This window comes from Pectobacterium araliae, assembly GCF_037076465.1.
Lineage (GTDB): Bacteria > Pseudomonadota > Gammaproteobacteria > Enterobacterales > Enterobacteriaceae > Pectobacterium > Pectobacterium araliae.
Window position 1 is genome coordinate 2,855,660 of the sequence record NZ_AP028908.1, and the last position, 24,308, is coordinate 2,879,967.

General features: G+C 54.8%; 23 protein-coding genes. 12 read left to right on the top strand and 11 right to left on the bottom strand.

The window, feature by feature from the left end:
* Positions 1-13: 13 nt before the first annotated feature.
* The 4 genes from AACH44_RS12965 to AACH44_RS12980 are packed head-to-tail and all read right to left on the bottom strand — an operon-like array spanning position 14 to position 3,373.
* Positions 14-685, bottom strand: coding sequence for a methionine ABC transporter permease (locus tag AACH44_RS12965; RefSeq protein ID WP_261848043.1), 672 nt, complete (start codon positions 683-685; stop codon positions 14-16).
* Positions 670-1,464: a methionine ABC transporter ATP-binding protein gene (locus AACH44_RS12970; protein ID WP_261848042.1), complete on the bottom strand. Its 795-nt coding sequence runs from the start codon at positions 1,462-1,464 to the stop codon at positions 670-672. The genes AACH44_RS12965 and AACH44_RS12970 overlap by 16 nt, the downstream gene beginning before the upstream one ends.
* 16 nt (positions 1,465-1,480) lie before the next feature.
* Positions 1,481-2,287: a MetQ/NlpA family ABC transporter substrate-binding protein gene (locus AACH44_RS12975; protein ID WP_261848041.1), complete on the bottom strand. Its 807-nt coding sequence runs from the start codon at positions 2,285-2,287 to the stop codon at positions 1,481-1,483.
* Between the two features lie 21 nt (positions 2,288-2,308).
* Positions 2,309-3,373: an isopenicillin N synthase family dioxygenase gene (locus AACH44_RS12980; protein WP_425606575.1), complete on the bottom strand. Its 1,065-nt coding sequence runs from the start codon at positions 3,371-3,373 to the stop codon at positions 2,309-2,311.
* A 456-nt stretch (positions 3,374-3,829) separates the two neighbouring features.
* Between AACH44_RS12980 and AACH44_RS12985 the strand changes: the two genes are divergently transcribed.
* Complete coding sequence (locus AACH44_RS12985) at positions 3,830-4,663, top strand: transporter substrate-binding domain-containing protein (RefSeq protein ID WP_261848040.1); 834 nt, start codon at positions 3,830-3,832, stop codon at positions 4,661-4,663.
* A gap of 34 nt (positions 4,664-4,697) precedes the next feature.
* On the opposite strand, the gene AACH44_RS12990 is transcribed toward AACH44_RS12985, so the two are convergent.
* Positions 4,698-6,107, bottom strand: coding sequence for an MmgE/PrpD family protein (locus tag AACH44_RS12990; protein ID WP_261848039.1), 1,410 nt, complete (start codon positions 6,105-6,107; stop codon positions 4,698-4,700).
* Positions 6,108-6,258: 151 nt separating this feature from the next.
* Here AACH44_RS12990 and AACH44_RS12995 point away from each other — a divergent pair, with 151 nt between their 5' ends.
* The 8 genes from AACH44_RS12995 to AACH44_RS13030 all read left to right on the top strand — a co-directional run bounded on the left by AACH44_RS12995 (position 6,259) and on the right by AACH44_RS13030 (position 13,974).
* Positions 6,259-6,936, top strand: a complete 678-nt coding sequence (locus tag AACH44_RS12995; RefSeq protein WP_261848038.1) for an amino acid ABC transporter permease — start codon at positions 6,259-6,261, stop codon at positions 6,934-6,936.
* 8 nt (positions 6,937-6,944) lie between these two features.
* Positions 6,945-7,610 carry an amino acid ABC transporter permease gene (locus tag AACH44_RS13000; RefSeq protein ID WP_161529359.1) on the top strand — a complete coding sequence of 222 codons (666 nt, stop codon included), beginning with the start codon at positions 6,945-6,947 and terminating at the stop codon, positions 7,608-7,610.
* Between the two features lie 23 nt (positions 7,611-7,633).
* Positions 7,634-8,446, top strand: coding sequence for an amino acid ABC transporter ATP-binding protein (locus AACH44_RS13005; RefSeq protein WP_261848037.1), 813 nt, complete (start codon positions 7,634-7,636; stop codon positions 8,444-8,446).
* A 28-nt stretch (positions 8,447-8,474) separates the two neighbouring features.
* Positions 8,475-9,392, top strand: coding sequence for an aminotransferase class IV (locus tag AACH44_RS13010; protein WP_261848036.1), 918 nt, complete (start codon positions 8,475-8,477; stop codon positions 9,390-9,392).
* A 91-nt stretch (positions 9,393-9,483) separates the two neighbouring features.
* Positions 9,484-9,903 carry a hypothetical protein gene (locus AACH44_RS13015; protein ID WP_261848035.1) on the top strand — a complete coding sequence of 140 codons (420 nt, stop codon included), beginning with the start codon at positions 9,484-9,486 and terminating at the stop codon, positions 9,901-9,903.
* Positions 9,904-10,159: 256 nt separating this feature from the next.
* Positions 10,160-10,912, top strand: a complete 753-nt coding sequence (locus tag AACH44_RS13020) for a hypothetical protein (RefSeq protein WP_338659267.1) — start codon at positions 10,160-10,162, stop codon at positions 10,910-10,912.
* 491 nt (positions 10,913-11,403) lie between these two features.
* Entirely contained in the window at positions 11,404-12,771 is a 1,368-nt protein-coding gene (locus tag AACH44_RS13025) for a pyridoxal-phosphate dependent enzyme (protein WP_261848033.1), read from the top strand.
* Between the two features lie 45 nt (positions 12,772-12,816).
* Positions 12,817-13,974 (top strand): trans-sulfuration enzyme family protein, encoded by a 1,158-nt coding sequence (locus AACH44_RS13030; protein WP_261848032.1) that lies wholly within the window; start codon positions 12,817-12,819, stop codon positions 13,972-13,974.
* Between the two features lie 388 nt (positions 13,975-14,362).
* Here AACH44_RS13030 and AACH44_RS13035 read toward each other — a convergent pair whose 3' ends face one another.
* On the bottom strand, positions 14,363-15,451 hold the full coding sequence (locus AACH44_RS13035; protein ID WP_261848031.1) for an NADH:flavin oxidoreductase/NADH oxidase: 1,089 nt from the start codon (positions 15,449-15,451) through the stop codon (positions 14,363-14,365).
* An 87-nt stretch (positions 15,452-15,538) separates the two neighbouring features.
* Here AACH44_RS13035 and AACH44_RS13040 point away from each other — a divergent pair, with 87 nt between their 5' ends.
* From AACH44_RS13040 to AACH44_RS13050, 3 genes are all read left to right on the top strand, one after another.
* Complete coding sequence (locus AACH44_RS13040) at positions 15,539-15,844, top strand: ArsR/SmtB family transcription factor (RefSeq protein WP_261848030.1); 306 nt, start codon at positions 15,539-15,541, stop codon at positions 15,842-15,844.
* Between the two features lie 161 nt (positions 15,845-16,005).
* Complete coding sequence (locus tag AACH44_RS13045; RefSeq protein WP_261848029.1) at positions 16,006-17,553, top strand: FGGY-family carbohydrate kinase; 1,548 nt, start codon at positions 16,006-16,008, stop codon at positions 17,551-17,553.
* Positions 17,550-18,578, top strand: a complete 1,029-nt coding sequence (locus AACH44_RS13050) for a 2-hydroxyacid dehydrogenase (RefSeq protein WP_261848028.1) — start codon at positions 17,550-17,552, stop codon at positions 18,576-18,578. Before AACH44_RS13045 ends, AACH44_RS13050 begins: the two co-directional genes overlap by 4 nt.
* A 49-nt stretch (positions 18,579-18,627) precedes the next feature.
* Here the strand turns inward: AACH44_RS13050 and AACH44_RS13055 are convergent, their stop codons facing one another.
* The 5 genes from AACH44_RS13055 to AACH44_RS13075 are packed head-to-tail and all read right to left on the bottom strand — an operon-like array spanning position 18,628 to position 24,146.
* Complete coding sequence (locus tag AACH44_RS13055) at positions 18,628-19,569, bottom strand: carbohydrate kinase family protein (protein ID WP_261848027.1); 942 nt, start codon at positions 19,567-19,569, stop codon at positions 18,628-18,630.
* A 60-nt stretch (positions 19,570-19,629) separates the two neighbouring features.
* Positions 19,630-20,628: an ABC transporter permease gene (locus tag AACH44_RS13060; protein ID WP_261848026.1), complete on the bottom strand. Its 999-nt coding sequence runs from the start codon at positions 20,626-20,628 to the stop codon at positions 19,630-19,632.
* Entirely contained in the window at positions 20,625-21,617 is a 993-nt protein-coding gene (locus AACH44_RS13065) for an ABC transporter permease (RefSeq protein WP_338659268.1), read from the bottom strand. The genes AACH44_RS13060 and AACH44_RS13065 overlap by 4 nt, the downstream gene beginning before the upstream one ends.
* Positions 21,614-23,161 carry a sugar ABC transporter ATP-binding protein gene (locus AACH44_RS13070; RefSeq protein ID WP_338659269.1) on the bottom strand — a complete coding sequence of 516 codons (1,548 nt, stop codon included), beginning with the start codon at positions 23,159-23,161 and terminating at the stop codon, positions 21,614-21,616. The genes AACH44_RS13065 and AACH44_RS13070 overlap by 4 nt, the downstream gene beginning before the upstream one ends.
* 4 nt (positions 23,162-23,165) lie before the next feature.
* Positions 23,166-24,146 carry a sugar ABC transporter substrate-binding protein gene (locus tag AACH44_RS13075; protein WP_425606652.1) on the bottom strand — a complete coding sequence of 327 codons (981 nt, stop codon included), beginning with the start codon at positions 24,144-24,146 and terminating at the stop codon, positions 23,166-23,168.
* Positions 24,147-24,308 lie beyond the last annotated feature (162 nt).

A 24,308-nucleotide genomic window follows, 5' to 3' on the forward strand; every position in this document is an offset into this window, starting at 1 on the left:
TTTTGCGGGGCGATTAGCGCCGATGCGTCAGTGAACGGATCACGCGGTCGCCGAGAGATTGGACGCCCTGAACCAGCAGTACCAGAATCACCACCGTACCCACCATCACCTGATCGTTAAAACGCTGGTAGCCATAGCGGATCGCCAGATCGCCCAACCCACCGCCCCCAATTACTCCCGCCATTGAGGAAAACCCTATCAGCATCACCACAGTCAGCGTGATACCTGCCAGCAGAGTGGGTAACGCCTCCGGCAACAGCACTTTACTGATCACATGCCATACCGAGCCGCCCATTGAAAGGATGGCTTCAACCCGACCCCGATCGACCTCATCCAATGCATTTTCCACCACGCGGGCGAAAAACGGGAATGCTCCAACGGTAATCGGCACCACCGCTGCCGTGCTGCCTAGCGTGGTTCCCACAATCAGGCGGGTCAACGGGATCATGGCGATCAACAGCACCACAAACGGCAGTGAACGTCCCACGTTGATAATACCACCGAGAATGGCATTGAAACGCGGCAAAGGCAGCACGCCGTCTCGGCGGCTGATAAACAGCAGAACACCAATAGGTAACCCGATAATCACGGTAAACAACGTCGCCAGCCCGACCATATAGAGCGTTTCCTGCGTGGCATTGAACATCATTGGCCAAAAATCTTCCCAGCTCAGGCGACTTTGCATAAATGCCCCTCTTCCGTCACACCGTGGCGGCGTAAAAAATCCTGTTCAGCGCCATAATCCGGCAAAAGTGCCTGACGCAGGCGCGAAGTGGGTTCCGATAACAGCGTCCGCAACGACCCGCTTTCCACTACCGTTCCCTGTTCCAGCAATGCGGCGTGATCGCAGATGGCTTTGACCACAGCCAGCTCGTGCGTGATCAACACGATAGTCAGCCCCAGTTGGCGATTGATCTCCGCCAACAGCGCCAATACCGACGTCGTCGTTTCTGGATCAAGCGCACTGGTGGCTTCATCACACAAGAGATAATCAGGCCGGGCAGCCAGCGCCCGCGCAATGCCAACGCGCTGTTTTTGTCCACCGGAAAGCTGGGAGGGAAACGCACGCGCCTTGTCGCTCAGCCCCACCAGCGCCAGCAGCTCGGCCACCCTGGTAGCCCGCTCACGCTTGGCTACCCCGGCAATTTCCAACGGCACGGCAATGTTATCTTCAACATTACGTGCATGCAGCAGATTGAAATGCTGAAAAATCATCCCAGTCCGCTGCCGATGCTGTCGCAACGCCTGCTGCGACAGCATGGTAATGTCCTGATCGTCCATCAGAATACGACCCGATGTGGGCCGTTCCAGCAGGTTCAGACAGCGAATGAGCGTACTTTTCCCTGCACCGCTACGGCCCAGGATGCCGTATATCGCGCCGTCAGGCACCGTGAGCGTGACATTCTCCAATGCCGGGCGAGGCGTATCAGGATAGTGCTTTCCCAATCGTTCAATGCTGATCATGCTTGCTGCCCCGCACTTATTTTCCAGCCACCGGAATCACCGAGCCCTTATAGCGCGCACTAATGAAATCCGCGATCGCTTTGGATTCCAGATCGTTCGCCAGTTGTTTGATTCGGGGATCGTCCTTCAACGCTGGCGTCGTCACCAGAATATTGGCATACGGATTATTGCTGGCGCTTTCCAGCCCCAGCGCATCACGGGAAGGAACCAGTCCGGCCTCCAGTGCATAGTTACCGTTAATGACAGCCAGATCGACATCTTCCAGCGAGCGGGGGATTTGCGGCGATTCGATTTCCCTGATCTTCAGATTCTTCGGATTATTGGCGATATCCTTTGGCGTCGCCTGAGCGGTTGCCGGATCGTTGTAGCCAGTCTTCAGCGTGATCAACCCCTGACTTTGCAACAGGTACAGTGCGCGGCTCAGGTTGGTGACATTGTTTGGCACCGCCACCGTCGCATTGTTCTTCACCTCACTCAGCGATTTATATTTCTTTGAGTAAATCCCCAACGGCTCAATATGCACCGTCGCCGCGACGACAAATGTCTTGCCCAGTGCTTTTTCCTGATCGCGCAGATACGGCACATGCTGGAAATAATTAGCATCTACATCACCGTGAGCCAGCAGTTCGTTGGCATTGACGCCGCTGGACAGTTCCACCACTTTCAACTTGAGTTCTGGATCAATCTTTTGCACCTGCGCCAAAATTTCCGCGTGCGGAACCGCATCTGCCGCCACCCGCAAGACCTCAGCCGCCTGCGCCGAGAGAGCCAGACCAACCGACAGCGCCACACCAGCCAGAGAGAACAGGACGTGCTTTTTCATCGTGTTATTCCTTATTGTATTTTAGAGAGTCACCGCTGACTGAGTTTGTTGCGTGCGCAATGCCTCTTGCGCCGCTAAAACATCGGCGTAATGGCGTTGAGCAACATCAGGGTGTGAGCGCAACCGCCCTTTGAGATAGTTCCAGCCCACGTCACGCAGCAGCGGATTATGGGGATCGCTGGCAGGTCCTCTCGCCTGGCTGGCGAGATGCTCGGGAAGTTGATAAACCGGAACCACGGCATCCAACTGTGCGCCGAGGAAAAAGGCAATCGACAAGCGTTCTTTTCCAACGGGGGGAGACACAACCCGGTGCACCGTGGCACGCAGGTAACCATTGGTTGCCAGCTCAAGCAGTTCACCGATATTAACGACAAACGAACCCGCCAGCGGCTGTGCATCAATCCAGCGTTCAGGTTCGATTTCCACCTGCAAGCCTTGCTGATTGTCCTGAAGCAGGAAACTAAGAAACCCTGAGTCTTTGTGCGCCCCTACTCCCTGCTGGCTTCCACCTTCCGTCTGGGAGGGATAACGAATCAGCTTGATGTGTTCGTTGGGTTTTCTGCCGTAAAGCGCATCAAACGCGGTAAGCGGTAGTTCTAGCGCTTCGGCGAAAGCACGCAGTAGGCGCAACGACATATTCGTCATTTCTCGCTGCCAGTGTAGAAGCGTCGCTTCCAGTTCGGGTAACGCGGTTGGCCAGAGATTTGGCCCCTGCAATCGCCGCCAGCCGGGGTCGGTCGGAGAGACATCAAGCGCAGGGCGCTCCGCGCCAATATCAAACTGTTCGCGCCAGTCGGGCTGGTTACGTGTTAGTTCCGAGCCTGCGCGGTTATAGCCGCGAAAATGAGGGGAGTGGATCATGCCAACGCGCTGTTTTTCCGTTTCTGGCAGCGCAAAGAAATCACGCGATAAGTCCTGAACTCGTTGTTGCAGGGCGCTGTCAATACCGTGGTGGACAAGATAGAAAAACCCGACATCGCGGGCGGCACGGTTTAGTTTGGTTAAAAACACCGCACGTTGTTCGGCATTACCGTCAAGCTGTGATAAATCCAGAACGGGGAGAGACTGTATACTGATGGTACTCATAGCGGACTCCGTTAATTACCCAAAAAGATTCGATAAAATAAGACAGAGAGTCACGGCAACAAGAATAATCAGACATCATGAATCCTCGATAAATAAAGCACGCTATAAAAAACTGACCTTTCCTTTTCTGCATTAATCCTGATTTGCGCAAATCGGTAAACTGCCAATTATTAAAAAGCATAGCGAAAAGATTGCTATGCCCTGTGCCGTGCAAAAAGTACAGAAAATAGCGGAACAACCCATCGACTAAACAACTAGAGAAACGGAACAACCCCATACAAGACGCCCCTGTGCGACAACAGGCGGCGCGATAACATCCTCTCCTACCCAGCCAATACTTATATTTATCTGGAATGAGATAAGCCGAAAAAGACTAATTTAGCTATAAGTATTTCGCTACTCTGCATGAGCGAAATATATCGCCTCGATTAAAATTCACTCATCAGGGTAATGATTATGAAACGTTCTCTTCACCAGGTATTCATGGCGATGACGCTGGTTAGCGCCGCCTTTTTCAGTCAGGCTGCGGAAACACAGCCCTCAACGTGGCAACACATCAAACAAACCGGAGAATTACGCATCGGCGTGGCACAGGGTGAGCCGTGGTATTTTAAAAATCCGTCGACCGGAGAATGGGACGGCATCGGCTATAACATCGGCAAAGAGTTAGCCAACGATCTTGGCGTGAAATTGGTGACGGTAGAAACCACCTGGGGTAACGCGATTGCTGCCTTACAAACGGGCCAGATCGATACCATGCTGGTGCTCGATCCAACGGAAGAGCGGAAGAAAGCGGTCGATTTTCCTGAGCAGCCTTTCTTTTGGTATGCACAAGGCGTGTTGATTCGCGACGGCATTGCCGTCACCAACTGGGACGACCTCAATCGTGAAGATGTTAAGATTGGCGTTACATTGGGTTCCAGCCCAGACCTGATTCTGACCAAACGTCTGCCCAAGGCACAGTTGGTACGTTTCCCGAATATGGATGAAGGCGTCGCCGCGTTTTATGCCGGTCGCGTCGATGCGCTATCTTACTTCCATCCCGCTCTGGCGCTGCAACAGGCTAAAGTCGGCAAAGGCAATTTGGTTCTGCCAAAGCCGATTATTGAGGTCAGCACCAGCGGAGCCATCCGTAAAGAAACCGACCAGACCTTCCATAATTTCCTGAATGACGAATTTGCCAAATTGTATAAATCCGGTAAGACGCAGCACTACTATGAGCAGGCGCTCAAACTGCGCGGCGTGGACGTCAGCAAAGTGCCATCGGTCATTAAAGAAGACTGGAAATAATTGGCATCAGACAACAGAACGGTCCTGAACGGATTCAGGACACCCCCATTAGCGGGGTCAGCAGCGCGGCGACATTCTGACATTGTTCAAGTTCGGATAACGCCGCCGTTGCCTCTGCAACATTTATTGGGGCAATCCGTGACGATAGATTCTCAGTAAATTTCGCCATGATGCGGCTTTCCGCTAACGGATGTTCCGCGCCCCCCAGCGGAAACGCAATGCGCTCCCCCACCACAACGTGACCCCGCGTGACGACATCAACCTGCAACACCGGACGACGTTCCTGCGCCATAAGCCGGTCAAGCTCGGGCGACACCTCAACCTGAACCTTATCGGCCAGCGCCTGAAGCACCGGGCTGGCTAAAGTATCATCTGCACTCCAGCAATGGCGCGGAATTCGATAGGCAAGACAGGCCAGCGCAAACGGCAGGCTGAACTGTGCATCCGTTTCATTTTGCGGTCGCCTATCCATAAAATCAGCGGCCAGCCTCTGGCTACCTTTGACGAGAATCACATCGATGTCCTGCGGTGATAGCGTCAGCTCGTGCTGTATACGTTCGAAGGATTCCAGCGCGGTATGTATCCAGCGACAGGTCGGATACGCTTTGAAACTGGCGTGCTGGATAGCCCACTGATCTCCCAATCCGGTCAGTAATAGCGACGCATCAAAACGGTCAGATCCCATCATGCGCCAGAATCCCTGATCGCCGGACAGCACGTCCCTTGGGCCGATTATGCCTGCGTGGTGTAGCTCAACGCCACGAACACCCGCTTCCGCCGCAGGGGCGTTGTAATCCTTGAAGGAAACCAGCGGCCGCTGCTGCCAGTTGTATTTGTGCAAGCTGGGCAACGGCGTCAGCGAGGCCGCCAGCCCTATAGCGTTCTCTAACCCTTCGGCATCGCACCCCGTCAGTAATCCGTAGGCTACTGCCGCGCCCACAGATTCGTGCTGGCACACGCCATAGATCTGCTGAAAACGCGCCGGACTCGGCTGCTGAGACTGAATGATCCGGCCATTAATTTCATACGCCGCAGCCAGCGCACAAATCAGCGTTTCGCCGTCGATCGGGCGCGTTCCTAATGCTGCCAGCGCGGCGGCAACCAGCGTGGCACCGGGGTGCCCCATGCCGCGTCCGGCAACTTCATAGCCGTCGTCGTAATCCAACGCATTGATCGCCGCCGCATTCAAAAACGCCGCGCCGATGGCAGCCAACGGCGCGCCGCCATCCACTATTGGGCTGTTACCCGCCGCATAGTGCAGGCGGGTGACGCGCGCGCAATCCCGCACCACCTGACTATGTGCGCCTGCAATGCCGCAGCCGAGGCTGTCGATAAAATGCAGCACGATTTTTCGTCTTAACGCCGCGGGAATGTCCTGAATCGTCAACCGATGAGCAAAGGTCGCCAGACGCAGCGTCAGAGGTAATACGGCAGAGTGAGTCATCGAAAAATCGTCATTTGTTATACATAAAAGGAATATTAGCACCACGTTTTATTATTTATTTATCATTTTTTCGACCTGCTAAGATGCATAGGTTCTAACAAAATAAGAAACATATATTCCTAATTACAAGGTTTCCAGGGGCGCTATTTCTATGTCGTATCAGTGGGATTTTTCCGCCATCTGGCCCTATCACCAGCTATTGCTGGAAGGGCTATGGGGAACGATAAAGCTCGGTGCAACCAGCATCCTGATCGGTATGGTCGCTGGCATGGTGCTCGCTGCGATGAAAATGTCGCACCGACGGCTGTTGCGCCTACCCGCCGCAATGTTGATTGGTTTTTATCGTAATACGCCCGCGCTGGTACATTTTTTCTGGATTTACTATGCCCTGCCCGTCATTACGCCGTTAACGTTTTCGCCTTTCACCGCTGCCGTGATCGCGTTGTCCGCACAGTCCGGTGCCTTCTATGCCGAAGTTTACCGTGGCGCGATCTCCTCTATTCACACGGGGCAATGGGAAGGGGCCAAAGCGCTGGGCATGTCGAAATCAACGGCGCTGCGTCGGGTTATTCTCCCGCAGGCGCTGCGCCGGATGATCCCGCCTTTTATTGAGCGTTCGTTTGAACTCATCAAATCCACGTCGCTGGCGTCATCACTGGCCTATAGCGAACTGCTTTATCAGGCGATGCAGATCAACAGCCAAACCTACCGACCGCTTGAGGTCTACAGTCTGGTGGCGGTGATGTATTTCACCCTGCTGCTGCTGATTAGCCTGTTCAGTCAACATATTGAGAAACGGCTGTCACTGGCAGACCGTCGGCTCGCGTAAGGAACAGCATGCATTATCAATGGGATTTCTCGCTGGTCTGGCACAACATTCCCGTGCTGCTGAAGGGCCTTGGCGTCACGCTCGAACTCTGGCTGCTGGCCGGCGTGCTGGGCACCGCGCTGGGGCTGGTTCTCGGTCTGTTTCGCGTATTTGGCAAGCGCTGGCTGTCATTGCCCGCCAGACTTTTTGTCGAAATATTCCGTAATACGCCCGTTCTGATCCAACTGATCTGGTTCTATTACGCCTTTCCGGTTCTGGTTGGTTTGCAATTCAGTACGTTCGGCGCCGCCGCACTAGCCCTGACGCTGTATAGCGCGGCGTACTGTACGGAGATTTTCCGTGCTGGACTGCAATCCATCGACCACGGGCAATGGGAGGGCGCGAAAGCGCTGGGGATGCGTCACTCGGTCATTTTGCGGCGTGTGGTTCTGCCTCAGGTACTGCGCAACATGCTGCCTGCCTTAACCAACCGGATGATCGAGCTGGCTAAAGTCACCTCGCTGGCTTCCATACTGGCCGTCAACGAACTGATGTACCAAGGGCGACTGCTGAGCAGCACCTATTATCGTCCGCTGGAAATCCTGACGGTGGTGGCGCTGCTCTATTTCGTTTTGATCTGGCCGGGGAGCTACCTTGCCGCACGACTTGAACGTCGTTTCCGTTCCACCCCCTAGCCTGACAGCGACACAGGATTGCTATGAGTGAAGATAACGTTCTGCGTGAAGATATAGACCTGAATGAGGATGTCGTTCTGCGCATTCGCGGACTCCAGAAGCGCTTCGGTGCCGTTGAGGTATTGAAAGGCATCGATCTGGATGTACGACGCGGCGAAAAAATTGCCATCATCGGCGGCAGCGGCTCGGGGAAAAGTACGCTGCTGCGCTGCCTGAATTTCATGGAGATCCCCAGCGCTGGCACCATCGAACTGGATGGTGTGGTTCTGGGGAAAACGGATGCCAAAGGCCAGCGTGATTACCCGGAAAAGCAGCTTTGCGCCGTGCGGGAACGCGTAGGGATGGTGTTTCAGCAGTTCAATCTGTTTCCCCACCTGACCGTGCTGGAGAATGTGCGTGAAGCACTGCTGTCGGTAAAGAAAATGCCACGGCATGAAGCGGATAACATCGCCAAGGCACAGTTGGAAAAGGTTGGATTGGGCAACAAGCAAGACGCTCGCCCCGCCAGCCTGTCCGGTGGGCAACAGCAGCGCGTGGCGATTGCCCGTGCGCTGGCGATGTCGCCAGAGATCATGCTGTTCGATGAACCCACATCATCACTGGATCCAGAACTGGTGGGCGAAGTGTTGCACACCATTCGGGCGCTCGCGGAGGAAGGTCGCACGCTGCTGCTGGTCACCCACGAACTGGGATTTGCCTATCACTTCGCCGACCGCGTCATCTTTATCGAGAATGGCGTGATCCATGAAATGGGCAGCGCCGAACAGGTGCTCAAAAATCCACAGCAGCCGCGCACGCAAGCCTTCCTTGCGCGCTTTGCCGAGCGATCCTTTTAGCTCATCATTCACATTCAGGAACAGCACGATGCAACCCACATTATCCAGCCAGAGCAGTCAGGCTTATTTGCAAGATCCACGTAACAACGACGTACAGGTGTATGTAAATGGGGAGTTTGTTCATCGCGATAACGCGGTGGTGTCGATTTTTGATTCCGGCTACGTGTGCGGCGACGGCGTATGGGAAGGCCTGCGTTTGGTTAACGGCCGTCTGATCGCGCTGGAGGCGCATCTCGATCGCCTGTTTGAGGGTGCCGCCACGATCCAGTTAGATATCGGCCATAGCCGGGAGGCGCTGACCGATATTCTCTACAAGACATTGGCCGTCAACGGCATGACCGATGGCGCGCATATCCGCCTGATGATTACCCGTGGGAAAAAGCATACCCCGAATCAGGATCCCCGCTTCATCATCGGCGGCGCAACCCTCGTGTGCGTGGCGGAGTATAAGGTCGTCGATACAGCAGCGAAAAAGCGCGGACTGACGCTGTTTACTTCCACCTACCGCACCAGCACGCCAGACGTCTTCGATCTGCGGCTGAATTCGCACAGCCGACTTAATCTTATTCAGGCACTGCTACAGGCGTTGCAGGCCGGTGCCGATGAGGCGCTGATGCTAGACCCGCACGGCTTTGTCGCCAGTTGTAACTCCACCAACTTTTTTATCGTCCGCCGCGGTGAACTGTGGACATCATCAGGACGTTACTGCTTCAACGGCATTACCCGCCAGACCCTTATCACTCTCGCGCAGGCCAACGGGCTCAAGGTCAGGACTCAGGATTTTACGCTGGCAGAAGCCCTCACCGCCGATGAAGCTTTCGTCACCGGCACGCTGGCGGGCATCACCCCGGTAAAAGCGCTGGATGGTCGCCCGTTTAACGCCGAACACCGCCCGGTGACCGAACAACTCAGCCGCTGGTATGAGGCGTATTTGCATGCGCAGTGATTGAGGTGCATCGTCGTGATAACAGCGACGATGCAAGGGATATCCCGACAGTCTGTGCCGCGTTGGTAATGTATTGGTTCGGACAAATATTATGACAACGCTACAAAGGTTGACTAAAAATCTAGACACAGAAGATCTTATGCCTACCTATGAATTTTTATGTGACAGCTTTATAGGTAATACCGACTATTGGTCGTACATCGAAGCCAAAAAACCAGACGGCACTGAAAGACATCTCATGTTCCGCTTAACAGGTCGAAAATACAATACTGAAATCACAGACAAACGCTATGGCCTTGGCCTAGTCATCAACTTGCATACATGGCGCTTTCTTCATCATGCGAAACACCTACATTGGTTTGCTCAAAAAGATACAAGCTCACTGGCAACTCTGATGGCAATCCCCTGCTCAAAAGCGGGATTTGTTAAAACTAGCGCATACCCACAATATCTAGCTCAAAACTTCATTCTATGCACATCATATAGTACTAAAGCCAATATAAGGCCTTGACAATTCAAAACGTGGCGTTTAATGGTAGCTGTGATAAACTATCCACAGGATGTTTAACAGAATTTGTCTTGTGGATAACCGTTGGATATATGAGGGGGATTAATGGCTAAATATGAACTTCGACCGCTGTCAGAAAACCGCAAAGCTGACATTGTTCGTAGCGCATTGGCGCAACCCAGCACCTCTAGGCCACAGCAGACTGCTTCAGATCACACAGTATCAACATTAGCAAATGACCCAAGAACAATGATGGATCGTGCTTTCCGCGCTGCGACGACTAAAGCCTAATTACAATTATTTAATTAAAGCGCCTTTTGGCGCTTTTTTATTGCGGAAAAATCAAATGGAAAAGCGCTGGGTTTTTACTCAACTAGTATCTGGGAAAGATGACACCTATGGTTTTTTGGCTTATTCGATATACAAACATGAAAAAAATGAATATGCAGAAGAGCTTCGTAAGAGCGGTGAGCATGATGTAGATGAAATTAATGCCCAGTTGAAGATCTTTCACGAACAAACAGCAAAATCACAGGCGAGAATCGACTCTTACAAGGAAAGAGCTGAAGCTATTGTACGAAATTTAACGGATCAAATAGATACGGATATTCGTCTAGAATACGACGCACAGTTAGCCAGTGCCAACTTGCAAGATGAAGAAATAAAGCGTCTTGAGAGTGAAATACAGACGATGAAGGCGTCTCGTGAGAATGAGTTAAGAAAGGCTGAAGAGAACGCTATTCTAAATTTTCATCGCATGGTAGAACTTACCCAAGCTCGCAAACGGGGTCGTGTGTCACGTTCATTAGGATGGTACTGGAATGGATTTGCAAGCATATTTGCAACCATAACCTTTGCTGTTGTGGTCTATGGTATTTGCACTTGGGCCCTGCCGCAGAAATCCAGAGATGAAATCGTAGACGGTGCATTTAAGAACTTAAGAAGCATTTTGTTCCAGCAACCTAACGTTCAGTTGGATCATGCCGACATAGACGTAAAACAGCCCAAGTAACACATGCAGTTATTTGCAACATCCGCTTTTGGCAGAAGCAGTCTGTCGGATTAGGAATAATTCAGAGAAACGAAGGTGCCAGCTCAGATCTAACACATCAGGAACGCGTCACTGACGGCTCGAAAAGCGGGTATAAGCACCGAAAGAACCGCGCTATCGGCATAATTCCCGCCAAAAGTCTGGGTTCTTAGGCCGCTGGCGACTAAACGCCCTACGTCGGGCATGGCATCAGTGTTACAGAAAAATGCCGCTGTTTATCACGCACGAAATCTTATCTCTTCCTTGAAATGCGTTTTGCTGTCACAACGCGATTTATTAAGCCTTTCGCTGGCAGTCTATACGCCCGCACCGCTACGCCTCCGCACATCCTTACGGCCAAACAGAATATTATATTACTTAAATGTATATTGTTTGGTGATTTACTTCGTTCATTTTCGATTCGCAGCAGATCTACTATGTGGCATCCACCATTTTCAACAGAGTGAAATGCGATGAAAAGTGCCGATACCGTTCTCGACCTGATCGGTCATACGCCGCTGCTGGAGCTCACCCGGTTTGATACCGGCCCCTGCCGACTGTTCGTCAAACTGGAAAACCAGAATCCCGGCGGCTCGATTAAGGATCGTGTGGCGCTGTCCATGATCGAAAACGCCGAGCGTCAGGGCTGGCTAAAGCCGGGTGGCACCATCGTTGAAGCCACCGCTGGCAATACCGGACTCGGCCTGGCACTGGTCGCCGCACTGAAGGGGTATCACCTGATTCTGGTGGTGCCGGACAAAATGAGCCGCGAGAAAATCTTTCATCTACGGGCACTCGGTGCCGAAGTGCGGCTTACGCGCTCTGACGTCGCCAAAGGTCACCCTGATTACTATCAGGACTATGCCCGTCGGCTGGCAGAGGAAACGCCCGATGCGTACTACATCGATCAGTTTAATAATCCGGCCAATCTGGAGGCGCACTACCGCACGACGGGTCCCGAACTGTGGCAGCAGATGGAAGAGCAGATTGACGCTATCGCCGTCGGCGTAGGTTCCGGTGGTACGCTGGGCGGGTTAACCCGCTACTTCGCCGACGTGTCGCCGCAAACTGCGTTTGTGTTGGCCGACCCCGCCGGTTCGATTCTGACGGACTACCTACAGCGCGGCGAATATGGCGAGGCGGGAAGCTGGCTGGTAGAGGGGATTGGCGAGGATTTCGTGCCAGCACTAGCCGATTTCACTCAGGTTACCCACGCTTACGCGATTGATGACGCCGAGTCTTTCCACACCGCTCGGGAACTGCTGCGTAAGGAAGGCGTGCTGGCTGGCTCCTCCAGCGGCACGTTACTGGCCGCCGCCCTGCGCTACTGTCGGGCACAAACCGAGCCTAAGCGGGTCGTCACTTTCGTTTGCGACAGCGGCAACAAATACCTGTCCAAGATGTTTAACGATTACTGGATGATTGAGAAAGGACTTATCACACGCCCGTCACACGGTGACCTGCGCGATCTCATCACCTATCGCCACGATGAAGGTGCCACGGTTTCGGTGTCACCCAACGACACGCTCAGCGTGGTACATGCCCGTATGCGGCTCTACGACATCTCCCAACTCCCCGTATTGGACAATGATCGCGTCGTCGGCGTGATCGATGAGTGGGATCTGCTCAACAGTCTCAAAAACGATACCCAGCATTTTTCACTAACGGCACGCGAGGCGATGTCCGATCAGGTCGAAACGCTGCCAAAAGAGGCCTCGCCTGATGAACTGCTGACCATCTTTGATCGGGGATTTGTCGCGGTGATCCTTGATGGCGATCGCTTTCTCGGCCTGATTACGCGCACGGATGTTCTGAATCATTGGCGACAAACGCTCCGCTGATACGTTGCTCACGCTTCTCTTTTCTTATCACTTAGGATGTGAACCATGCCTCAATTCGATACCCAAACCGTTCACGCGGGCTATCCCCCGGACAGCACGGGTGCGGTTATGCCCGCGATTTACGCAACCTCCACATTTGCCCAGCCCGCACCCGGTGAGCATACCGGCTACGAATATTCACGCAGCGGCAACCCGACGCGTGCGGTACTGGAGGCGGCGATTGCCGAACTGGAAGGTGGGACGCGAGGATTTGCTTTTGCCTCCGGTCTGGCTGCCAGTTCAACGTTACTGGAACTGCTCGATCACGGTAGCCATATCGTGGCCGTGGACGATCTCTACGGCGGCACCTGGCGTCTGTTAGAAAATGTTCGCAAGCGTACCGCCGGATTGCAGGTGACCTACGTTGACCCCGCCGATCTCACCGCGCTGGAACACGCCATTACACCGCAGACAAAAATGATCTGGGTCGAAACGCCAACCAACCCGCTGCTGAAACTGGCCGATCTGGCGGCCATCGCCACGCTCGCCAAAAAGCATCAGATCATTAGCGTGGCAGATAACACCTTCGCTTCACCGGCGATTCAGCGTCCGCTGGATGTCGGGTTTGATATCGTGGTGCACTCCGCCACCAAGTACCTCAACGGTCATTCAGACGTGATTGCCGGGCTGGCGGTCATCGGCAAGAACAGTGAACTGGCGTCACAGCTTGCCTATCTGCAAAATGCCATCGGCGGCGTACTCGATCCATTCAGCAGCTTCCTAACGCTGCGTGGCATCCGCACGCTGGCGCTGCGAATTGAACGTCACAATCAGAGCGCCCTTCAACTCGCGCACTGGCTGGAACTCCAGCCACAGGTCGAGCAGGTTTACTATCCGGGGCTACCGAGTCACCCGCAGCACGGCTTGGCACAGCAGCAGATGCGAGGCTTTGGTGGCATGATCTCTGTGAGATTGAAGGGCGATGAGGACTATGCGCGTGAGGTTATTAAGCGCACGCGGCTATTTACGCTGGCAGAGAGTCTGGGCGGCGTGGAAAGCCTGATTAGCCAGCCCTACTCCATGACCCACGCTTCCGTGCCGTTGGAAAAAAGACTACAAAAAGGGATCACACCACAGCTGCTGCGTTTATCTGTGGGAATTGAAAATGTGCAGGACCTGATTGATGACCTGTATCAGGCACTGAATGTGAACGCAGTGAGTTAACTGCACACAACCTAGCTGATGCAGAACACATTCCAGTGCAAGAAAGCGACAAGGTTTCGTGCGTGATAAGCAGCAGAGTTTTTCTGTGGCATTGATGCCACGCCCGACTTAGGGCGCCCAATCGCCGGCGCCCTAAGAACCCAGGCTTTTGGCGGGAATTATGCCGCTAACGCGGTTCCTTCGGTGCCCATGTCCGCCTTTCGAGCCGTCAGTGACGCGTTCCCTACGCGGCACTGACTTTCGCGACGTCCTGTCGCTCACTCGGCGTTCATGTTCACCTCAGCATAATTTTTTACGCCATGCGGAGAAATACCATGAACAATACGATTTGGCTTAAGTTTGTCAGTGGTTTTAACTAACAAACGCCGCCAGTCATCGTCTGCAGGGATTAATAACGCTCCAGCCAGTGGGCGTAAGGCGCTGGGAGCGTCCACGAGGCGCGTTCGATGCCCAGTTCGCGGGCAGCCTGATAGCTCCAGTGCGGGTTCGCCAGATGCGCTTTACCCACCATCACCAGATCCAACTGACCCGATGCCACCGCCTGTTCAGCCAGTTCCGGCGTGCCGAAGCCCCAGGCAGAAGAGACAGGAAGATCGGCCTGCTCGCGTACCTGTTTAGCAATCGGTCCCATAAAGGCAGGTGCCCACGGAATGTTGGCTGCCGGCGTAGAAAAACCAATGCTGACGCTCAGCATATCCAGCCCTGCGGCTTTGAGGCGACGCGTCAGTTCAATCGATTCCTGCAAGGTTTCTTCATCACGGCCGTCAAATTCAATCACGCCGAAACGGGCGGTCAGCGGCAGGTGCTGTGGCCACACGTCGCGAACGGCAGCCAGCGTTTCCAGCAGAAAACGGCTGCGGTTGTCAAAACTGCCGCCGTACTGATCGTTGCGTTTGTTGGAATGAACGGAGAAGAAACTCTGTGCCAGATAGCCGTGAGCAAAATGAAGCTCCAGCCATTCAAACCCGGCTTCCAGCGCGCGGCGAGCCGCAGCGACAAAATCATCGCGAACGCGGGCGATATCTTCCAGCGTCATTTCCTGCGGCTGTTTGGACAGATTCGCGCCGAAAGCTTCTGCCGAAGGAGCAATGGTCTGCCAACCGCGTGAGTCGCCCGCAGGAATGTGGTCATCACCCTCCCAAGGAATATTCGCGCTGGCTTTACGCCCAGCATGCGCAATCTGAATTCCCGGCACGGAGCCAGCGTCCTTAATGGATTTAGCCACCTTGGCAAACGCCTGCGCCTGCTCATCGTTCCAGATACCCGTGCAGTGCGGCGTGATGCGACCTTCAGGTGCGACAGCCGTCGCTTCCACGATAACCAACCCGGCACCACCGCGCGCCAGTGAGGCATAATGCACCTGATGCCACTCGTTGATCAGGCCATCATTCGCGGAATAGGTACACATTGGTGGAACGGCAATGCGGTTGCGTAACGTAATTTCTTTCAGTTTGAAGGGTTGAAACAGTGCGGACATCACATTTCCTACTTTGTCTGGTTACTTCGATATTTCGATATTAATCGAACAATGGATTTTAGACAACCCTATCGCTATAATTCGCTTATGAGACCTTTTAAGCACCCCTCTCCTGAAGAATTTACTCTTGAGCGCGTCCTGTATGCCTTGAGCGATCCGTTGCGTCTGGCGATTGTGCGCTGTCTATCCGTACAAGAAGAAGCCACGTGTAGCGAACTCGACGGCGGTCGCCCGAAATCCAGCGTGTCGCACCATTTTCGCGTGTTACGCGATTCAGGCCTGCTGCATACCAGCAACAGCGGCACCACGCACATCAACCGACTGCGCCGCAGCGACATGCAACAGCGCTTCCCCGGCCTGCTCGACGCCATTCTGTCTCAACCCGCCGAGTAACTTTTCGCATCAATGGCGGCCTTTCCGCCGTTGCACCGCCTCCGTGATTCCAACCCCTTTGCTATTCCAGCATTGATGCTTTGCTTTGCATTTCTATGAATATAGCGACCGCTATTTTTCCATTACTCTGATGCTGATACGGGTTTTATGGGGCAGCGTGGATGGACTACTACATTGGCATTGATATCGGGACCTCAAAGGTCAAATCGGTACTATTCGATGTCGATTTCAATGAACTGCTGATTGCGTCAGCCAACACCGTCACCTACTCTCCGCAGCCCGGCTACGCTGAGCAAGAGATGTCCCATGTGTGGGACGGTGTGCTCTCTACCCTGAAAACGCTGGCCGCTTCACCGCGGCTACAACAAGGTCGTGTGCGCGCCATCGGGCTGGCCGGACAAGGTGAAGGGGTCTGGTTGAGCGATCGCCACGGGCAACCCATTCGGCAGGCCATCCTCTGGAGCGATACCCGGACAGCGGAACAGGTTCATCAGCTTAAACAGCGCCCGAATCTGGAAGCGACGCTTTTTCCAGAAACCGGTTCTCCCCTGCTCCCTTGTAACAGTGCGCAGCAGCTACGCTGGCTACTACAACACCAGCCCGACGCGCTGAACGAGGCCGATTACTTCTTTTTTGCCAAAGACTGGGTACGCTTTCGGCTAACGGGACAAGCCAATCTGGAACTGACGGATGCTGGCACATCGCTGCTGGATCTGCATAGCGAAACGCTGTCAAAAACCGTGCTGGATAAGCTGGAGTTACAGTCGATTAGGCCGCTTTTTCCGCCGTTGCTTTATCCCGATGACATCGCCGGAACGCTGAGCGACGCCATCGCCGCGCTGACAGGTCTGCCCACGGGAATCCCCGTCTGTGCAGGCGCACTGGATGTGTCTGCCGCCGCACTGGGTATCGGCGCCATTCACGACGGCGACATTTTCACTATTCTCGGCACCACCTGCTGTACCGGCATTGTGTGCCGTGGTTTAACGCAGGTAAGCCTGCAAACCCGGTTTGTCGCACACGCCTGGCCGGGCCACTATCTCAACCTGTTCGCCATGCAGTCCGGCACGCCGAATATCGACTGGGCGTTGAGCACATTAGCTGACGAGGCCGATTTTCAGACGATCAATGCCCGCATTTCTCGCGTGCCACCCGGCAGCGGCGGCGTCTTCTATCAGCCTTACCTTAATGGTGAACGCGCACCGTTTTACAGCACATCGGCACGGGCGGGATTTTTTGGTATCGAACAATCCACGACGAACGCGCATTTACTGCGCGCGGTCTTTGAGGGGCTCGCCTACGCGATTACCGATTCGCTCAGCGGCTACCCTGCCCACAGCGATCTCTACATCGCTGGTGGCGGTGCGGCTTCAGCGACTTGGCTACAAATCATCGCGGACTGCACCGGACGGCGGGTAATCGCCAGTTCGGTCAAAGAACTGAGTGCATGCGGTGCTGCTCGCCTTGCCGCCCTGTCGGTCGGTGAAAGTGCCAACGTGGTTCCCGCCGCCAACGCGCAGGCGTCGACGTTTCTCCCCGATGCCAACGCCCATCGGCAGTATCAGATACTGTTTCCGGTTTTTCGCCAACTGCGCGACCAGCTACAGCCGCTCTGGCAGGCACGGGCTCAGGCGCTTAGTGCGTTAGACCATCAGAGCGCAGCACACTCGCACACGGTTCCTACCTCACAGAAAAGTATCGCCTCATGAAAATCGTATTTACCGCCGAATATGGCGGCAGCCTTGATGCCTTTCAGGCGCTGGGGGAGTTGGTGGTAGACGGCTGGGCTATCGGTCAGCCCAAACTGAGCGAAGCGGCGCTGATTCATCTGGCGGAGAACGCCGACGTTATCGTCACCAGCTATGACGATATTACCGCCCGCGTCATTGAGGCTTGCCCTCACCTGCGGCTCATCGCCTGTACCCGCGCCAACCCGGTCAATATTGATGTTGAGGCCGCGAGCCGCCGGGGTATTCCGGTTCTTTACACGCCCGGCCGCAACGCCGATGCCGCCGCAGAATTAACACTGGCGCTGATGCTGAATGCCACGCGCCACATCCCTCAGGCGCATAGTGCGCTAAAGCGCGGTGAGTTCACGCGCGAAACCCATACCGCGACACAGACGCAGGCCGGATTACGTCAGGATGTGGTGTGGGACGTAGACAAGCACAGCCCGTATGAAGTGTTCAAAGGCGGCGAACTGCGTAATAAGACGCTCGGCATCATCGGCTATGGCAGCATTGGTCATCGGGTCGGGAAACTGGCGCGCGCCTTCGGTATGCAACTGCTAATTGCCGATCCCTATGTCGCCGCCGAAGAGATCGACGAACCGGGCATTCGCAAAACCACGCTGGACGAGCTGTTTTCGCAGTCCGATTTCGTCAGCCTGCACCTGAACAGCACGCCGCAAACCAAAGGGCTGGTCAACCTCGACAGGCTCAGAACCATGCGCCCCAATGCCTATCTGATCAACACCTCGCGTGCCGCCGTCGTTGTCGAAGCCGATCTGATCACGGCACTACGCGAAAAGTGGCTGGCAGGTGCCGCACTTGACGTTTATGACAGCGAACCACTCTGGCGTCATCACCCGTTTATTACCGAATTTGATAACGTGGTACTCACGCCGCACATTGCTGGCGCGACGCGAGAAACGCTGGTGAAACACACCGCGATGATCGCCGCCGATCTACAGCGGTTCATTCGCAGCGAACCACTGCTTTACGAATGGAAATAAACGCAGCGCCGATCGAGTAGGTCAACGTCTCCTGGTAGGTCAGCACTTCCTAATAGGTAGGCGCTTCTGCCATAAACGTCAACGTGTGTTCCCAGTCAATCACGCCCGCATCGGAGCCCAGCCCGGTAGCCACCAGCCCAGACACTGCCGAACCAAGCTGGCAGGCCTGTTCCAGATCCCAGCCTTTCGCCAGACCGGCAATAAAGCCGCCGCAGTAGCTGTCGCCGCAGCCCGTGGTATCCGATACCGCCACGCGGTAGGCGGGAATGCGCAGCGTGACATCCTGGCTGAACACGTAAGACCCTGCCGCGCCCGCTTTGAAAATGCAGGTGCCAACGCCGCGATCGAGAAAGAAAGCCGCAATCTCTGCCGGTTGAGTCAGGCCGGAGATAAACGCGGCCTCCTCCAGCGACGGCATAAAGTAATCCACATCCGGCAGCAGCGGTGTCAGCAGCGACAGCGTCTCTGCATTCGGTGCAATCAGGTCGAAGCTGGTCGTCAGCCCTTTAGCTTTGGCGTGGCGAAGCAGACGCGCGCTCTGCCCCTGATCCATTTTCGCCAGCAGCCCTGTACCGCCGTGGTGTAAGAAACGCGCATTGCACACGGCGTCAAAATCCTGATCGTCGATGAACAGGTGATCTGACGCACCGCGATAGTGTAGCGCCGGGCGCTCACCGTCTGGGCGAATGGTCAGAATCGTCGCCGAGGTCGATACTGCCGTCGTTCGCTGCACCAGTGAGCAATCAATACCCAATTTGCGATAGGCAGCCAGAATAAAATCGGCTTTTTCATCCTCACCGAGGCAGGCCGCCGTCGCCGTGCGGATACCTAGTTTGGCGGCGTTCATCGCCGCACCGCTGGCCGTCCCGGCAGGGTTAAGGCGGATCTCGTCAATAAAGTGGACGCCGCCGCCTTCAGGCAAACCGGTCACTGGCCGACCGGCGACATCCAGAATGGTTAATCCAACAAAAACTGCATCAAATTGACTCACGCTGACTCCTTCACGTTCTGTTTTTTATTTGTGTTCTGCTTTTTATTCATGTTTGAACATTTATTGCCGCTGACGCAGCCGCCCTTGCAGGAAAGAAAGCGCCAGCGCCAGCACTAAAATCACGCCGCTCAGCGCATCTTTTACGATGAAGTTCAGCCCCATCAGGTTCAAACCGTTGGCGATCATGCCGAGAAACAGCACACCGATTAGCGTCCCGGTCACGTTGGGCCGTCCCTGAGCATGAAACGCGGTACCGATAAAAACGGCGGCAATCGCGTCCATCAGGTAAGCCTGTCCGGCCAGCGGGGTAAACTGACGCAGATTGGCGGATAACACGACGCCGCCGATGGCGCACGTCACCGACGTGACAATCAGCAGCCAGAACATCGTGCGCCGCACGTTAACGCCGGCAATCAGCGCCGCTGGCGCATTCAACCCCATCGCATGGATACGTTTACCCGCAATCGTCCGTTCAAATAACAGGTAGTAGGCAAACCACAGCACCGCGACAATCACGATCGGCACCGGAATACCCCACAGGTCACCCACAGCCAGCTCGTGGTACTGCGGTGCCATCCGACGATAAGCGATCGGCCCGCCACCCTCGGTGTAAATGCGCTCAATACTGCTGCCGATAAACCAGGTTCCCAGCGTTGCCAAGAATGGCTTAATTCGACAATGAATAATCAGCACCGCATTAACCACCCCCACCAGCGCACCACCCGCCAACGCGGCCAATACCGCAGCCTGCCACGGCAGGCCATAGACTTTGAGCGCCACCAGCGCGAAGGCAGCGCCAAAGTCCAGTGCAACGCCCACCGACAGATCGATCCCACCGGCCGTCACCACCAGCGTCATGGCCAGCGCCACAATCAACAGCACCGCGCTACCTTGCAGCAGATTCCCCCAGTTGCCTAACGTCAAAAATATCGGGTTTTGCAGCGAGAAAAACACCAGAAAAGCCAGCAGAATGACCAGAAAACCATAGCGGATAAAGAACGACAGCCCCAGTCTGCCGTCCGGCAACGCAGGCTGCGCCGCCAAAGAAGAAGGTTTCACGCGTGACTCCTTTGCCTGCGTAGCGAGGCGGCGGCGAGCACCACCAGAATCAGTACGCCCTTAATCGCGCCGACCCAGAAGATATCGACTCGCAACAGCGCCAGACCGTTCGACAGGGCGTTCACCAGCAGCGTGCCCAGCAATGCCCCCCAGATGGTGACCACCCGACGGCGAGAGAACGCCGCGCCAAGAAACGTCGCCAGTACCATCTCCAGTAACAGCGGTTCTGCCGTGCCGGGAGAACTGCCCGATCCTTGCGCCACCAGCGTCAGCGAGGCCAGCGCAGCCGCCAATGCGCCTAACAGATACGAACCAATAACCAGCGGCGTGTGGGAAATGCCCGACAGGTGCGCCGCTTCGCGGTTTCCACCAGCGGCCTGCAAATGCTGACCCCAGCGGCTATGGTGAACGATAAACTGAAACAAGAGGAAGACCAGCAGCATGAACCAGACCGCCAGCGGCAAACCCAGCAGAGTGCTATCACGAAACGCCACAATCACTGGATCGCTCACGCTGATGCGTCGCTGCTGGGTCAGCAAATTAGTGAGCCCGATAACGGCTAAGGAACAGGCTAATGTCGCCAACAGCGGCGGTAGCCGAATCGCCACCACCAGCGCCGCATTCACCGCGCCCGCCACTAGCGCGGCCCCCACCACGTACACAATCAACCACCAATAGCTGATATCCGCGTTCGTCAAACCGTCGCTGATTATCGCTACGGCAAGTACCGCAATCGCGGGCAGCGAGAGATCGATACCGCCGGAGACAACATCGTCACCGCCGCCCGTAATGACGCAGACCAACCCGAAGCACAGGATCGCCAGCGGCGCGCTTTGCCGCAAAATAATGGTGATATTTTGCCAACTGAGAAAATAAGGCGCACTCAAGCAGAGGGATAGCAGCAGCGCCGCAAACAACAGTAAGGGAATATGATTGAAAAGTCGGGCTAAACGCGGCGTCGAGCGGAGGGATTGTAGGGCACGAGTCATACCGCCTCCTGCATTCGGCCGCTGCTGGTCAACGCCAGCAGGCTATCCAGCGAGAGGTGTTCCGTCGGCACATCGGCGATGAGTTCGCCGCGCCACATCACCAGAATGCGATCGCAAAGCCCCAGGAGTTCGCCGTCATCGCTGGAAGAGACAATAACGGCCCGCCCTTCTGCCACGAGTTGCCGGGTAAGCTGATAAATTTCCGCTTTCGCGCCAATATCGACGCCCAGCGTCGGTTCATCAAGAATAAACAGCCGGGTATCGGTCTTTAGCCAGCGCGCCAGTATCACCTTCTGCTGGTTGCCGCCGCTTAAATTGCGCACAGGAACACTGACATCGCACGGCCGGATATCCAGCGCCTGCACCAGATGATTCGCCTGTGCTACCGCTTTCTTACGCCGCAGCCAACCGCGCCAGGCTACCGCAGGTAAAGAAGCCAGATTGATATTGTCCGCCACCGATAGCGGTAAAATCAGCCCGTCATGACGACGATCGCGCGGCACCAGCGCCATTTTCTGTGCGATGACCTGTACCGGAGAACGGGGTCGCAGCGTCTGACCATTAATCGCAATATGTCCCTCACGGGCGGGTGAAATACCATAAAGCGCATCAATCAGCGCCTCACGCCCCGATCCCAACAGCCCTGCTATGCCGACGATTTCTCCCGCCGCCACCTGAAAACGTATCGGCTGAAAATGTTGTCGATCCGTGAGTTGTTCAACCTGTAGCAAAGGCGTCTCAGTTTTCTCTGTCTTTCGTTTTCCGTCAAACAGGCTGGCGATCTCCCGTCCCACCATCAGGCGAATCATTCCATCGATATCCTTCGTCTCCGGATTTTCCAGCGTCGTCACGCCCTTACCATTGCGTAACACCGTGACGCGATCGCAAATATCCGCAATTTCATTGAGATAGTGGGAAACATAGATAATAGCGATGCCGCGCTGTTTCAACGTCTGGAGCGTATGCAGTAGTTGCGCGGCTTCACGCGCTTCCAGCGGCGCGGTCGGTTCATCAAACACTACCAGCCGCGCCTTGCCATCAATCAGTGCCCGCGCAATCTGTACCAGTTTACGTTGCGCCAAACTTAACTCGCGAATCAGCTGGTTGGCATCTATCGATAAATTGAACGTGTGTTGAAAAAACTGTTCCGTTTCACGCCGCATCGCCCGACGATCAACGCCTCGCCAGCGGCTCACAATTTCCTGCCCGAGAAACACCGATTCCGCCACGGTAAAATGGGGAATCAGATGCAGTTCCTGATGGATAAAACGAATGCCGTGTGCGTGAATAACCGCTGGCGTCACGGCGGTCAACCGCTGTCCATCGATAGCGATCTCGCCGCTGTCTGTGGCATAGACCCCAGCCAGTACCTTGATTAAGGTCGATTTCCCCGCGCCGTTTTCCCCAATCAGGCCAAGAATTTCTCCCGGCCAAACCGTTAGTGATACGTTGTCCAGCGCGGAAATCCCCGAGAACTGCTTGCTGATGCGCGTCATTGCCAGACCGCCGCCGGACGGCGACGGGGCTGAGTGATATCCCGCCATAGCCTTACTTCAGTTCACCATAGCCAAGCTGTTTATAGACCGCTTTGGCTTCTGCCTCCCCTTTGATGGGGAGCACCGGCACAAACGTCTGCGGCAGCAGCGTGGTGCCAGCGAAATAGCGGGCGACGTTTTTCGCCGATGTGGTGCCAATCAGACGCGGCTGCTGCGCAACGTTGGCAACAAACGGACTGCCTTTCTCCGCCATAATTTCCAGCGTTTCTGGCCCGGCATCAATCGCTGTGACCTTCACATCCTTGTCACGTCCAGTTTCTTCCAATGCCTGCACCACGCCGATGGCCGGTTGATCCCAGCAGGCAACGTGAATTGCATCCAGCGTGCCTTTAGGATGCTGGCTCAGCAGCTCAAGGGTTTTCTTGCGCGCATCTTCCGGCGAGTTGGAATACTGCTCAGCCAGCTCAGGCTGAATGATTTTGATCCCCGGATAATCTTGCAGGACGTATTTCCACAAATCATAGCGGATACCACAGATGCGCAGCGCGTTGGAGAAGGCGTTGAACACCGCAATATTGCCTTTTCCGCCCAGCGCATCCGCCGTGTAGCGACCAATCGTTGATCCAATCGCGTAGTTATCTGACGTCGTGTTATTGATAGAGTAAGACGAAACGTGATCGACGGTGAAAACCGGAATTTTCGCGTCACGCAGCGCTTTAAACTTTGGTTCTACCGCGCTGTCGCCAAGAATACTGATCACCGCATCCACCTTACGCGCCAGCAGGATATCGTGGTTATTGGCATGAACCTGATTATCACGCCCGCCGTCCACGCCCACGACCTGTCCACCAAGTTTCTCAATTTCTTCGGTCGCCCCTTTATAGGCCTCACGATCCCAAAAATGCTGTGTCCCCACGACGGCGACACCAATGGTTTTTCCCTTCAATGACAGTGTCTCATCAGCCGCCTGAACAGAGGTCATAACCCCCGCAGCCAGCACGCACGCAGCAAGACGAGAAAAGCGAGTCTTCATCATTTTTATCCTAGTTTTTATAAAATTATTAGCATTAAAAGAGATTAGCAACGGGAAAAGTTAAATCGAAATAACAAAAATGATAATGGCTAGTGATTAAATAGAAATAGCATTGATACACAGATGTGATGATTGTTACCTATTGAATTTGCAGGAATAAGT

Bases quoted from the DNA above. Each gene is read 5' to 3' on its own strand.
- AACH44_RS13035 (WP_261848031.1), bottom strand. From the start codon at position 15,451: ATGTCCGCACTGTTTCAACCCTTCAAACTGAAAGAAATTACGTTACGC.
- AACH44_RS13005 (WP_261848037.1), top strand. From the start codon at position 7,634: ATGAGTGAAGATAACGTTCTGCGTGAAGATATAGACCTGAATGAGGAT.
- AACH44_RS12985 (WP_261848040.1), top strand. From the start codon at position 3,830: ATGAAACGTTCTCTTCACCAGGTATTCATGGCGATGACGCTGGTTAGC.
- AACH44_RS13070 (WP_338659269.1), bottom strand. From the start codon at position 23,161: ATGGCGGGATATCACTCAGCCCCGTCGCCGTCCGGCGGCGGTCTGGCA.
- AACH44_RS13040 (WP_261848030.1), top strand. From the start codon at position 15,539: ATGAGACCTTTTAAGCACCCCTCTCCTGAAGAATTTACTCTTGAGCGC.
- AACH44_RS13075 (WP_425606652.1), bottom strand. From the start codon at position 24,146: ATGAAGACTCGCTTTTCTCGTCTTGCTGCGTGCGTGCTGGCTGCGGGG.
- AACH44_RS13000 (WP_161529359.1), top strand. From the start codon at position 6,945: ATGCATTATCAATGGGATTTCTCGCTGGTCTGGCACAACATTCCCGTG.
- AACH44_RS13030 (WP_261848032.1), top strand. From the start codon at position 12,817: ATGCCTCAATTCGATACCCAAACCGTTCACGCGGGCTATCCCCCGGAC.
- AACH44_RS13010 (WP_261848036.1), top strand. From the start codon at position 8,475: ATGCAACCCACATTATCCAGCCAGAGCAGTCAGGCTTATTTGCAAGAT.
- AACH44_RS13065 (WP_338659268.1), bottom strand. From the start codon at position 21,617: ATGACTCGTGCCCTACAATCCCTCCGCTCGACGCCGCGTTTAGCCCGA.
- AACH44_RS13050 (WP_261848028.1), top strand. From the start codon at position 17,550: ATGAAAATCGTATTTACCGCCGAATATGGCGGCAGCCTTGATGCCTTT.
- AACH44_RS12970 (WP_261848042.1), bottom strand. From the start codon at position 1,464: ATGATCAGCATTGAACGATTGGGAAAGCACTATCCTGATACGCCTCGC.
- AACH44_RS13045 (WP_261848029.1), top strand. From the start codon at position 16,006: ATGGACTACTACATTGGCATTGATATCGGGACCTCAAAGGTCAAATCG.
- AACH44_RS12990 (WP_261848039.1), bottom strand. From the start codon at position 6,107: ATGACTCACTCTGCCGTATTACCTCTGACGCTGCGTCTGGCGACCTTT.
- AACH44_RS13015 (WP_261848035.1), top strand. From the start codon at position 9,484: ATGACAACGCTACAAAGGTTGACTAAAAATCTAGACACAGAAGATCTT.
- AACH44_RS13025 (WP_261848033.1), top strand. From the start codon at position 11,404: ATGAAAAGTGCCGATACCGTTCTCGACCTGATCGGTCATACGCCGCTG.
- AACH44_RS12975 (WP_261848041.1), bottom strand. From the start codon at position 2,287: ATGAAAAAGCACGTCCTGTTCTCTCTGGCTGGTGTGGCGCTGTCGGTT.
- AACH44_RS12995 (WP_261848038.1), top strand. From the start codon at position 6,259: ATGTCGTATCAGTGGGATTTTTCCGCCATCTGGCCCTATCACCAGCTA.
- AACH44_RS12980 (WP_425606575.1), bottom strand. From the start codon at position 3,373: ATGAGTACCATCAGTATACAGTCTCTCCCCGTTCTGGATTTATCACAG.
- AACH44_RS12965 (WP_261848043.1), bottom strand. From the start codon at position 685: ATGCAAAGTCGCCTGAGCTGGGAAGATTTTTGGCCAATGATGTTCAAT.